Below are 10,839 nucleotides of genomic sequence, written 5' to 3' on the forward strand. Positions count from 1 at the left end.
CGTCGCAACCAGCGGGGCCGATGCGGCGCTGACGGATACCGCAGGAGAAACTGCGGCCGGCGACACCGGCTCGCAGGAACCGGACGCCGCCACCGACGCCCGCAACGCCTATGCGAGCGTCGCTGAGGATGCCCCGAAATTTTCGGGCATTTCGGCCGATGATCGCGAAACGATGGAAGAGTTCAAGGCGGTGGTGCGCGAACTCAAGCAAGTGCTCGAAAAGGCGATGCGCGAGTTGCGGCAGCAAGACCGGCAGGCCGGAGCCAATGCCGTTCCTGATATGGCAGGCTTCTCCATCGGCGCCACGACAATACCGACAAGCATCGTCGTCTGACGATCCGCAGCCGCCAGGCGGACGAGGCGTGAAACGCGCTTGATACCGTCGCATCCGGCATTTGCATCGGACATCCAGCCGTCTATGCTCGGGTAAATCTCTCAGAACCGGCAGATCGAATGACAGCGAAAGAATTGAAAGCGCAGCTGCGCAACGAGCGGCTGTCCGCACGCGACGCCATCCCCGCCGAGAAACGCGCCTCCAAAAGCCTCGCAATGGCCGAACATGCCGGCGAGGCCGTCGGTTTTGCGCTGGGTACGATCGTCTCCGGTTTCCTACCGATCCGTTCGGAAGCCGATCTCCGGCCGCTGATGGCGCGCTTTGCCGTGCGCGGTGCGCGGCTCTGCGTGCCGGCGATCCTTGACCGGCAGACCATCGTCTTTCGCGAGCTGGCGGAAGGTGCGCCCCTCGTCGACACCGGTTTCGGCACGGTCGGCCCCGCCGCAGATGCCGCCATTCTTGATCCCGAGATCATGCTGGTGCCGCTTTCGGCCTTCGATATCAGCGGCCACCGCATCGGCTACGGCGCCGGCCACTACGACCGCGCCATCAGCCGGCTAAGGCAAAAAGGCCTGCATCCGAAGCTGATCGGCATTGCATTCGACTGCCAGGAAGTGGCACATGTGCCCGCTGAGCCGCACGACATAAGCCTGGATGCCATCCTGACAGAAAGCGGCCTTCGCTTTTTTGCCTCTTGGATTGGATAGGGAATGCGGCTGCTTTTTCTGGGTGACATGGTCGGCAAGACGGGACGCACGGCGGTCTGGGACCGTCTTCCCGGCCTGATTTCCGACCTCAAGCTCGATTTCGTCATCGTCAACGGCGAGAATGCCGCCGGCGGCTTCGGCATCACTGAGGACATCTTTCTGGAAACGATCAATGCCGGCGCCGATGTGGTGACGACAGGCAACCACGTCTGGGACCAGAAGGAAGCCGTCGCTTTTGCCGGCCGGCACGATCAGTTCTTGCGTCCCGCCAACTATCCCCAAGGCACGCCCGGCCGTGGCTCCGGCCTTTTCTATGCCAGAAACGGCGCGCGCGTGCTCGTCGCCAACGTCATGGGCCGGGTCTTCATGCATCCCGAACTCGACGACCCCTTCAAATCGGCGGAGGTCATCCTCGACGCCTGCCCGCTGAAGGAGCAGGCCGATGCGATCATCTTCGATTTCCATGCCGAGGCGACCAGCGAGAAGCAGTGTTTCGGCCATTTCGTCGACGGCCGCGCCAGCTTCGTGGTCGGCACCCACACGCATGTACCGACGGCCGACGCACAGATCCTGAACGGCGGCACCGCCTATATGTCGGATGCCGGCATGTGCGGCGACTACGACTCCTCTCTCGGCATGGACAAGGAGGAGCCGCTCAACCGCTTCATCTCCAAGATGCCGAAGGGCCGCATGGAAGCCGCGAACGGCCCCGCGACGATCTGCGGCGTCGGCGTGGAGATCTCGGATACGACAGGACTTGCAGAAAAGATCGCGCCGCTCCGGCTCGGACCGCGGCTGGCCGAAACGGTGCCGGAGTTCTGGCGGTAACAGGCGACAGGCGGCCGTCCAACACGCAATTGTGAGGACCCGCCGTCTGGACCCCTGCGGCCTCATGCCGCATCCTCCCCGCCACTCGGGTATAACCCCAAAATCGGTATCGATTTTCCGGGTTATGCGCCGGTTGAAGGTGATAGAGCGCCGGAGGGGTGGCATGAAGCCGCGGTATCTTATCCTCGCTATCGCATGCCTTGCGGCCTTCGCCGCGCCCAATCTTGCCGGGGCACAAGAGCAGCGGCCACCGGTCAGCCAGTGCCAGGCGATCGCGCAAACCATCCCCAAGGTGACCTTCGCAAGTTTCTCCGGCGCCCTGCCGCTGATGCCTGCCGTCTCCGAGGGCGAGGACGTCAAACTGACCTTCCTCGGCCATTCCACCTTCGAGATCGAGACCCCGGGCGGCATCGTCATCGCGACAGACTATAATGGCTGGTACAGACCGGCGACGATGCCCGATGTCGTGACCATGAACAAAGCGCACACGACCCACTATACCCTGACCCCCGATCCCGGCATCAAGCACGTGCTGCATGGGTGGAGCGACATTCCGGGCGAAAAGGCCAACATCAATCTCGTCGTCGGCGATGCCTATATCCGCAACGTTACGACGGATATCCGCTTCAGCTACGGCCTCGGCGGCGCGCATGAGAACGGCAACTCCATATTTATCTTCGAGATCGCCGGCCTGTGCATCGGCCATCTCGGCCACCTGCACTACGAGCTGACAGATGCCCATTATACCGAGATCGGCCGCCTCGACGTCGTCATGGTCCCCGTCGACGGTGGCCTGACGATGGGCGCCGACAGCATGAGCCGCGTCATCAAGCGGCTACGCTCGTCGTTGATCCTGCCGATGCACCGTCGCGGCCCGCCAGTCGAAGCCTTCGTCTCGATGTTCGGCAAGGATTTCGACGTCGCCAATGCGCCCGATGCCAGTATCACCGTCTCCATGCGCACTCTGCCGAAAAAGCCGCTGATCTATGTGCTGAAGGGCGTGCAGTAAAAGGCCCGGCGGTTTTCCTTCTACAGCGCCGCGCGTCTTTTCAGACGCGCAAAGGACGCTGTAGCACTTTGAATTGCTGCATAATTTTATCCTTAAATCGATTCCGATTTAAGGAATTATGCAGGGGCACTGCGCGTCAAGCGAACTGCAGGTGACGCTTGATTCCGACATCCGGCAACTTGTCATCGTCGAGATTGGCCTTGGCGATCTCCCAGCCGAATTTCAGCTTGTTGCCTGTGGAAACCCAGATCTCCGCATCGTCGACATGGAGGGACAGCATGGTGAGCTTGGGGTCCTTCTTGCCGCCGTCATACCAGGCTGCGACGATCGAGCTCCAGTATTCCTCGATCTTGGAAGGGTCAGGATGCACCTCAATCACACCGGCGAGGCAGGCGTGATAGTCGTGATCCTTACCGACGACACAGAAATGCGCGCGGCTGCCGGGCTTGATGGCGCGCACGATGTCGGCATCGGTCTTGGTGTAGAACCAGATGGTGTTGGTGGTGGGATCGGCATGCGGCGCCATCGGCTGCATGTGCATATCCAGTCCGGAAATTCCGAGCATGCCGGCATGGACATCGTTGACCTGATCCCAGAGCTGACGTGCTGGATGTTCCTGCGCCTCGCTGAGACTTGCCATGACCGTTCCTTTCCGTTGGATGGAGTTCGATTGAAACGCCATCCCCTCGCCTTTGTTCCGAACTGCTTTTTCCTTGAACGGGTGCCGTTTCGCTCTTATAAGGCGGCCCATTCCGAACAATGAGACGTGGACAGGGGTGCCATGGCTGGCCATTCACAGTTTAAAAACATCATGCACCGCAAAGGCCGTCAGGATGCCGTGCGGTCGAAAATGTTCTCCAAGCTTGCGCGCGAAATCACCGTTGCCGCCAAGGCCGGCCTGCCCGACCCGACGATGAACGCCCGCCTTCGCCTGGCGATCCAGAACGCCAAGGCCCAGTCCATGCCGAAGGACAATATCGACCGCGCCATCAAGAAGGCAGCCGGCGCCGACGGCGAAAATTATGACGAAGTCCGCTATGAGGGCTACGGCCCCGGTGGCACGGCGATCATCGTCGAGGCTCTGACCGACAACCGCAACCGCACCGCCTCCAACGTCCGCTCGAGCTTCACCAAGGCCGGCGGCGCTCTCGGCGAAACCGGTTCCGTTTCCTTTTCCTTCGACCATGTCGGCGAAATCACCTACAAGCTTTCCGTCGGCGATGCCGACAAGGTGATGGAAGCCGCAATCGAAGCTGGCGCCGACGACGTCGAGACCGACGAAGACGGCCACTACATCACCTGCGGCTTCGAAGCCCTCGGCGAAGTGGCGAAAGCGCTGGAATCGAGCCTCGGCGAAGCCGAAACCGTCAAGGCCGTCTGGCGCGCCCAGAACAACGTGCCGGTGGACGAGGAAAAAGCCCAGTCACTGATGAAGCTCATCGACAGCCTGGAAGACGATGACGACGTGCAGAACGTCTATTCCAACTTCGAAGTCTCGGAAGAAGTGCTGGCAAAGCTCTCGGCCTGACCTCCTCAGGCAGATGTCAAACATAAAAACCCGGCTGCAACGCCGGGTTTTTTCTTGCCCAAAAGGTGGCGGCGTCAGAGTGCGCCTTGCGTAGATCAAGAGCATGATGCCGAAAAGTGTGACCGGTTTTCGGACGACATCATGCTCTAACTATATAATGTAGAACAGGATTCAGATTTTAGGCCGACCCGGTCTAAAATCATCCTGTTCTAAGCGGCGGCTCGCATAAAGCTCCCCAGCCCTGCGAATAGTTCCACCGATGTCAGCCGTGCCTCAATGTCGTGGATCGGCATCGAGATGATCACCTCGTCGGCCTGCGTTTCCCGCAGAAACTCCGTCAGTTTCGTCTCCGCCGTCTTCGGCGAGCCTACAACGGCATAACGCAGCGTGTGTTCGACATTCATCTTCTCCATCGGCGACCAGAAATCCCCCATATCGGCCACCGGACGCGGGAACGGGCCGCGGACATTGCGGCGCAGATTGACGAACTGCTGCTGGGCGGAGGTGAAATGGTAACGCGCCTCCTCGTCCGTCGCTGCCACCGCGCCCATGACGCCGACCATCACATGCGGCTTGTCGAGCGTCGCCGAGGGCTGGAAGCGGTCACGGTAGATCGCGATCGCATCGAGCAGCATGTCGGGGGCGAAATGCGAGGCGAAGGCATAGGGAAGCCCGAGCATGGCGGCGAGCTGGGCGCTGTAGAGACTGGAGCCGAGCAGCCAGATCGGGATATGTGAACCGTTGCCGGGAACTGCGAGGATCGCCTGGTTCTCGACCGGCGTATCGAGAAGTTGCTGCAGTTCCACCACGTCATTGGGGAAGCTGTTTGCGCCGGCCTCGAGGTTGCGCCGCAGCGCCTGTGCCGTGCGCATGTCCGTTCCCGGCGCGCGCCCGAGGCCGAGATCGATGCGGCCGGGGAAGAGCGCTTCCAGCGTGCCGAACTGCTCGGCGATGACGAGCGGCGAATGATTGGGCAGCATGATGCCGCCGGAGCCGATGCGGATATGCTTTGTCGCAGCCCCGACATGGCCGATGACGACTGATGTGGCAGCGCTGGCGATCCCCGGCATGCCGTGATGTTCAGCAAGCCAGAAGCGCTTGTAACCGAACTCCTCGGCCTTCACAGCCATTCGCGCCGAGGCCTTGAGGGACTGGTGCACGGTGCTGCCTTCGGCAACGGGGGAAAGGTCGAGTATGGAGAAGGGAACCATGGGATACCTGCCGGGCAGTTGGACGATGCCGTCTATGTAGGTTCGCACCCGCGCCATTCCAAACCATGGACGCAAACAAAAAAGGCCGCGCGAGCGCGACCCTTATGCAATGTGGAAAGGTGTGGCTTACCGCTGACGGCGCAGCACATGCACCTCGGCGCTCTGCGTGTGATGGCTATGCGGTAGCGTGAAATTGCCGAGCTGGCGGTCCATTTCCAGGGCTTCAGTCGCCAGCCGGTGGATCGCCGCCGTCGTCTCCTCGACCATCGAGGCGTTCTGCTGCGTCATCGTGTCGAGTTCTGCGACGGCACTATTGATCTCACGCAGCGTATTGGCCTCCTCGCGGGTCGCACCCATGATCTCGTTGATCTGCCCGTTGATCGCCTCGACATGGGCGCCGATGCCCGTCAGCGCAACGCCCGCTTTTTCCACAAGCGTAACGCCACTTTCGACCTCATGCGTCGATTTCTGCAGCAGGCTGGAGATCTCCTTGGCCGCACTCGATGAGCGCTGGGCCAGCTCGCGTACTTCCATGGCGACGACGGCGAAGCCCTTGCCGGATTCACCGGCGCGCGCTGCCTCGACACCGGCATTGAGGGCCAGGAGGTTGGTCTGGAAGGCGATGTCGTCAATGACCGAGATGATCGTGTTGATCTGGCGCGAGGAGGCCTGGATTGCCTCCATCGCCGCGATCGTCTCGCGCATGATCTGGCCGGAACCCGTCGTCTCCTTCTTGGCGTCGCGGGCGATGCGCTCGGCCTGTTCGGCTCGCTCGATCTGCCGGCGGACCGACTGGGTGATGGCGCTGATCGCATTTGCCGTCTCGGTGATCGAGCCGGCCTGGCGCTCGGTGCGCCCGGCAAGCTCGTCGGCGCCGGTGCGCATCTCCTCGGAGCCGGCGCGCACCGCCATGGAGTTGCCGCCGATTGCCGTCATGGTTTCGCTGAGCGTCGCCAGCGCCTCGTTGAAATTGACCCGCAGGCTTTCGAGCTCGTTCGGGAAGCGCGTATCGATCTGGTAGGCGAGATCGCCGTTCGCCAGATGATGCAGGCCCTCGTCAATCGCCTCGACCACCTGCTGCAGCGTCTTGGCCTCGGCCTCACGCTCGGCCAGATTCTGCTGGCGGTCGTGCTCGGCCTGCAGGCGGGTCTCTTCGCTGGCAGCTTCGAGCTCGCGGCTTTCGATCAGCGAGTGGCGGAAGCGGTCGAGCGCGTTGGCCATGGTGCCGATCTCGTCCTTGCGGTTCAGGCTGCCGATCTCGCTGTCGAGCTTGCCGTCGGCGACATCGCGGGTGACGCCGGCAAGCCGCGCAAGCGGCGAAAACAGGAAATTGGTGACGAGCCCGGTCGCGATCGCCATGACGACGAGCACGCCGACGCCAATCATCGTCAGCAGGGTGGCGATCTCGATCGAGCCGGCATTGAGCTCGCTCAGAAGCACGCTCTCTACCACGAGGAAACGGTCGCCACGATAGTCGATACCGCGGACATAGGCGCGGGCCGCGCCGTCCGCCCGGCTGAAATCGGCAACCGTCATCGCCGAACTGGCAAGCGCGCTCTTGATGAAGGTGAAGGGCGTCGTATCGAGCGTCGCAAGCTTGCCGCTTCCGTCGAGGCCGACGGCGGAGCCATCGCCGGAGACGATCGCCGCCCGCGCCGTGCTGCCCTGGACGATGCCCTTGGCGAGGATGCCGGTGACGATCTCGTCGCGCACCTTGAAGAGAATGATGCCCTTGGCCGCTCCAAGCTTGACGATCGGCACGGCATAAAAGATCGCCGACTTGCCGCTGCCGGCATCGACACGAAGGCCGGAAAAGCCTGTCGGCGCAGCATCATCGGTCGCCTTGGCGGTATTCTCGATCGCCTTGGCGAAAGCGATGCCGGCGCCGGTCGCCTTCCAGGCATCCGACTTCAGGTTCTCGGCGAAGTCGTCTTCCTTCTTATAGGAATAGAGAACGGTGCCCTCGAGATCGACAATCAGCAGATCGCTGAAGGCGGTGTCCTCGAGGTCGCGGGCGACTTCGCCCTGCGTCTTCTCGTGGCTCGAATAATAAAAGCCGCTCGGCCCTTCCGGCTTGATGAGCTTCTCGCGCTGGTCGGCGGGGTTGGGGTTGCCTGCTATGAAAACCTTCTTCAGTTCGGCGCGGGCATCGCCCGCGGTCTTCTCGATGGTCTTCCAGCCGCTCTTCAGATTGGTGATCGACATCTGCAGCGCCTCGATGCGCGCGATGGAATTTGCTTGGTTTTCAAGCTGCGCCAGCTGGTCCTGCAGCATGTCGCCGCGAAAAATCAGCACACTTTCCTTGGCCTTCAGCGCCTGCTCGTCGGAAATGCGGCTGCTGGCGAAATAGGCAAGCACATCGATGACCGCGATGGACAGCACGGTCATCAGAATGAACGTGACGATGACCTTGAAGGACAGGGACTGAAATCTCTGAGCCATGTACAACGAACCCCTTCTGAACGTGCCTGCCAGCGCGGGCACGCAGCGCATGCCTGATCTACTGACCTGTAAACAGAACATCGGAGGCTTAACTCTTTGCCAAAAGAAGCCCCTCTCGTATTCGATGACTAGAATTCAGGCATCTGTTTTAATTCGCGGTAAATGGCAGGGCCGAAATTCAGGAACGTTTTTGTTTTGTTCACATATCGATGGCACTTATTTCGCAATCGCTATAGGTTGAACCATGCAAAATACGATTCGCATCGTCGGCATCGATCCCGGGCTTCGCCGCACCGGCTGGGGAGTGATCGACACATCAGGCAATTCCCTGCGGTTTGTGGCATCTGGAACCGTGACCTCTGATGGAGACATGGACCTTGCCTCCCGTCTCTGCCAGCTGCACGACGGCCTGGCGGAGATGGTCCACAGCTATAAGCCGGATGAAGCCGCCGTCGAACAGACCTTCGTCAACAAGGATGCGGTGGCAACCCTGAAGCTTGGCCAGGCCCGTGGCATCGCCATGCTGGTGCCGGCACGTGCCGGGCTGCCGGTCTCCGAATATGCCCCGAACGCCGTCAAGAAGGCCGTCATCGGTGTCGGCCATGGCGAAAAGCACCAGATCCATATGATGTTGAAGATCCTGATGCCGAAAGTCGAATTCAAGGGCGACGACGCCGCCGACGCCTTGGCGATCGCCATCTGCCATGCGCACAATCGCGGCAGCAACCGGATGCGCCAGGCACTGGCCGGTTAATCTATACTTGACTTGTTCCCATCTGCTGAGAGACCCGACCCATGATCGGCAAGCTGAAAGGCACCATAGACGAGATCGGCGAAGACTATGTGCTCGTCGATGTGCACGGCGTCTGCTACGTCGCCCATTGCTCGGCCCGCACCCTGTCCAAGCTCGGCTCGGCCGGCGAGGCCTGCGTGCTGTTTATCGAAACCTATGTGCGTGAGGACCAGCTGAGGCTCTTCGGCTTCATGACCGCGCTGGAGCGGGAATGGTTCAACCTGCTCCAGAGCGTCCAGGGCGTCGGTGCCAAGGTGGCGCTCGCCGTGCTCTCGACGTTGACGCCAGGCGAACTCGCCAATGCGATCGCCCTGCAGGACCGCGCCGCCGTCTCGCGTGCGCCGGGCGTCGGTCCGAAAGTGGCGATGCGTCTTGTCACCGAGCTCAAGAACCGGGCGCCGGCCTTTGCCGGCGAAGCGATCAATATCGCTCTCAAGCAGGAACTCGGTGAAGGCGTCGCGGCAGCACCCGTCGCCGATGCGGTGTCCGCACTGACCAACCTCGGCTATTCCCGCGACCAGGCCGCGAATGCGGTTGCCGCGGCAATGAAGGCGGCGGGCGATGGCGCCGACAGCGCCAAACTGATCAGGCTGGGATTGAAAGAGCTGGCGCGGTGATTTCCTTGAATATATCGCAATTCCTTACTAAACTTGAATGGTAAGGAGATCCGCATGAATATCTACTACGGTACGATGACATCGAAGGGCCAGACAACAATTCCGGCTGAAGTTCGTGAATTGCTGAATCTGAAGTCCGGCGACAGGATCCGCTACATCAATCGCGATGGCGAAATCATCATGAAAGCCAAGAACAAACGCGCCATCGACCTTGCAGGCAAGTTTCACGATCCGAACCGACCGACGATCACTTTGACGGAAATGGACGAGGCGATTGGGGAAGCCATCGCCGATCACGCGACTAGTGCAAGATGATTGGCCTCGACACCAATATTATGCTGCGCTTCCTCCTGAAGGACGATGTCGTCCAGACGGAGAAGGTCACAACGCTCTTCGCGAGCCTGTCCGATACGGCACCCGGCTATATCAGTTGCATCACGCTGATGGAATGCGCCTGGTTTTTGAGACAACGGATCAAGCTGAAGAGAGAACAGATCATGGAGGCGATTTCGGACTTGTTGGACTCGGCCGACCTGATCCTTGAAGATGAAAGAGTAGTCGAGGAGACGCTCGCAATCATGGTGCGGACGAATGCAGAATTTGCAGATGTCTTCATCGCCCTTCGTAATCGTGATGCGGGCTGCGTGACAACCAGGACATTCGATGCCCAAGCCGCAAAAACCATACCTGGAATGGAACTTTTGACATGAGCGAATCCGCCCGCCTGATATCGCCGGAAAAGCGGGGCGAAGACCTTGATATCACGTTGCGCCCGCAATCGCTGGACGAGTTCACCGGCCAGGCGGAAGCGCGCGCCAATCTCAAGGTCTTCATCGAGGCGGCGAAAAACCGAGGCGAAGCGCTGGACCATGTGCTCTTCGTCGGTCCGCCCGGCCTCGGCAAAACGACGCTGGCGCAGATCATGGCCAAGGAGCTCGGCGTCAACTTCCGCTCGACGTCGGGCCCGGTGATCGCCAAGGCCGGCGATCTCGCTGCCCTGCTCACCAATCTCGAGGAGCGCGACGTGCTCTTCATCGACGAGATCCATCGCCTCAACCCCGCCGTCGAGGAAATCCTCTATCCGGCCATGGAAGATTTCCAACTCGACCTCATCATCGGGGAAGGCCCTGCGGCTCGCTCGGTGAAGATCGACCTGTCGAAATTCACGCTGGTGGCGGCCACCACCCGCCTTGGCCTGTTGACGACGCCGCTGCGCGACCGCTTTGGCATTCCGGTGCGCCTGAGCTTCTACACAGTCGAGGAGCTGGAACTGATCGTGCGCCGTGGCGCGCGGCTGATGAACCTGCCGATCACCGAGGAGGGCGCCCGCGAGATCGCAAGACGCGCCCGTGGCACCCCGCGCATCGCCG

General features: G+C 61.1%; 12 protein-coding genes and 1 pseudogene. 10 read left to right on the top strand and 3 right to left on the bottom strand.

The genetic code is table 11. From position 1 onward, the window contains the following. The 4 genes and pseudogenes from MOV76_RS36010 to MOV76_RS36025 form a co-directional block, all read left to right on the top strand. A pseudogene (locus MOV76_RS36010) lies at positions 1–334 on the top strand (DUF1552 domain-containing protein); the annotation flags it as partial. A 119-nt stretch (positions 335–453) separates the two neighbouring features. Beyond that, a complete protein-coding gene (locus tag MOV76_RS36015; RefSeq protein ID WP_247266341.1) occupies positions 454–1,041 on the top strand; it encodes a 5-formyltetrahydrofolate cyclo-ligase in 588 nt (195 codons plus the stop codon). A gap of 3 nt (positions 1,042–1,044) precedes the next feature. Continuing rightward, positions 1,045–1,869, top strand: a complete 825-nt coding sequence (locus MOV76_RS36020) for a TIGR00282 family metallophosphoesterase (RefSeq protein ID WP_020051528.1) — start codon at positions 1,045–1,047, stop codon at positions 1,867–1,869. Between the two features lie 163 nt (positions 1,870–2,032). Beyond that, the gene (locus tag MOV76_RS36025; protein ID WP_247266342.1) at positions 2,033–2,878 is read left to right on the top strand and encodes an MBL fold metallo-hydrolase; all 846 of its coding nucleotides are present in this window, start codon (positions 2,033–2,035) and stop codon (positions 2,876–2,878) included. A 136-nt stretch (positions 2,879–3,014) separates the two neighbouring features. Here MOV76_RS36025 and MOV76_RS36030 read toward each other — a convergent pair whose 3' ends face one another. After that, a complete protein-coding gene (locus MOV76_RS36030) occupies positions 3,015–3,518 on the bottom strand; it encodes a pyridoxamine 5'-phosphate oxidase family protein (RefSeq protein ID WP_130717760.1) in 504 nt (167 codons plus the stop codon). 141 nt (positions 3,519–3,659) lie between these two features. Here MOV76_RS36030 and MOV76_RS36035 point away from each other — a divergent pair, with 141 nt between their 5' ends. Next, on the top strand, positions 3,660–4,406 hold the full coding sequence (locus MOV76_RS36035) for a YebC/PmpR family DNA-binding transcriptional regulator (protein ID WP_018243446.1): 747 nt from the start codon (positions 3,660–3,662) through the stop codon (positions 4,404–4,406). A gap of 209 nt (positions 4,407–4,615) precedes the next feature. Here the strand turns inward: MOV76_RS36035 and MOV76_RS36040 are convergent, their stop codons facing one another. Beyond that, the gene (locus tag MOV76_RS36040; RefSeq protein WP_130718921.1) at positions 4,616–5,617 is read right to left on the bottom strand and encodes an LLM class flavin-dependent oxidoreductase; all 1,002 of its coding nucleotides are present in this window, start codon (positions 5,615–5,617) and stop codon (positions 4,616–4,618) included. Between the two features lie 126 nt (positions 5,618–5,743). Then, on the bottom strand, positions 5,744–8,059 hold the full coding sequence (locus MOV76_RS36045; protein ID WP_247266343.1) for a methyl-accepting chemotaxis protein: 2,316 nt from the start codon (positions 8,057–8,059) through the stop codon (positions 5,744–5,746). Positions 8,060–8,303: 244 nt separating this feature from the next. Here MOV76_RS36045 and ruvC point away from each other — a divergent pair, with 244 nt between their 5' ends. From ruvC to ruvB, 5 genes are all read left to right on the top strand, one after another. Continuing rightward, positions 8,304–8,813 (top strand): crossover junction endodeoxyribonuclease RuvC, encoded by a 510-nt coding sequence (gene ruvC / locus MOV76_RS36050; protein WP_018243449.1) that lies wholly within the window; start codon positions 8,304–8,306, stop codon positions 8,811–8,813. A gap of 41 nt (positions 8,814–8,854) precedes the next feature. After that, positions 8,855–9,469: a Holliday junction branch migration protein RuvA gene (ruvA, locus tag MOV76_RS36055; RefSeq protein ID WP_018243450.1), complete on the top strand. Its 615-nt coding sequence runs from the start codon at positions 8,855–8,857 to the stop codon at positions 9,467–9,469. Between the two features lie 54 nt (positions 9,470–9,523). Then, the gene (locus MOV76_RS36060; protein WP_018445922.1) at positions 9,524–9,784 is read left to right on the top strand and encodes an AbrB/MazE/SpoVT family DNA-binding domain-containing protein; all 261 of its coding nucleotides are present in this window, start codon (positions 9,524–9,526) and stop codon (positions 9,782–9,784) included. After that, a complete protein-coding gene (locus MOV76_RS36065) occupies positions 9,781–10,179 on the top strand; it encodes a PIN domain-containing protein (protein ID WP_017968120.1) in 399 nt (132 codons plus the stop codon). Before MOV76_RS36060 ends, MOV76_RS36065 begins: the two co-directional genes overlap by 4 nt. Continuing rightward, positions 10,176–10,839: Holliday junction branch migration DNA helicase RuvB (gene ruvB, locus MOV76_RS36070; protein WP_247266344.1), on the top strand; the 664-nt coding region annotated here is incomplete at its 3' end. The genes MOV76_RS36065 and ruvB, both read left to right, overlap by 4 nt.

It is taken from the genome of Rhizobium sp. PRIMUS64 (assembly GCF_023006465.1).
GTDB classification, from domain to species: domain Bacteria; phylum Pseudomonadota; class Alphaproteobacteria; order Rhizobiales; family Rhizobiaceae; genus Rhizobium; species Rhizobium leguminosarum.

What these genes read in the sequence shown, in the direction of transcription:
- MOV76_RS36015 (WP_247266341.1), top strand. Translation starts at nt 454, where the DNA reads ATGACAGCGAAAGAATTGAAAGCGCAGCTGCGCAACGAGCGGCTGTCC.
- MOV76_RS36020 (WP_020051528.1), top strand. Translation starts at nt 1,045, where the DNA reads ATGCGGCTGCTTTTTCTGGGTGACATGGTCGGCAAGACGGGACGCACG.
- MOV76_RS36025 (WP_247266342.1), top strand. Translation starts at nt 2,033, where the DNA reads ATGAAGCCGCGGTATCTTATCCTCGCTATCGCATGCCTTGCGGCCTTC.
- MOV76_RS36030 (WP_130717760.1), bottom strand. Translation starts at nt 3,518, where the DNA reads ATGGCAAGTCTCAGCGAGGCGCAGGAACATCCAGCACGTCAGCTCTGG.
- MOV76_RS36035 (WP_018243446.1), top strand. Translation starts at nt 3,660, where the DNA reads ATGGCTGGCCATTCACAGTTTAAAAACATCATGCACCGCAAAGGCCGT.
- MOV76_RS36040 (WP_130718921.1), bottom strand. Translation starts at nt 5,617, where the DNA reads ATGGTTCCCTTCTCCATACTCGACCTTTCCCCCGTTGCCGAAGGCAGC.
- MOV76_RS36045 (WP_247266343.1), bottom strand. Translation starts at nt 8,059, where the DNA reads ATGGCTCAGAGATTTCAGTCCCTGTCCTTCAAGGTCATCGTCACGTTC.
- ruvC (WP_018243449.1), top strand. Translation starts at nt 8,304, where the DNA reads ATGCAAAATACGATTCGCATCGTCGGCATCGATCCCGGGCTTCGCCGC.
- ruvA (WP_018243450.1), top strand. Translation starts at nt 8,855, where the DNA reads ATGATCGGCAAGCTGAAAGGCACCATAGACGAGATCGGCGAAGACTAT.
- MOV76_RS36060 (WP_018445922.1), top strand. Translation starts at nt 9,524, where the DNA reads ATGAATATCTACTACGGTACGATGACATCGAAGGGCCAGACAACAATT.
- MOV76_RS36065 (WP_017968120.1), top strand. Translation starts at nt 9,781, where the DNA reads ATGATTGGCCTCGACACCAATATTATGCTGCGCTTCCTCCTGAAGGAC.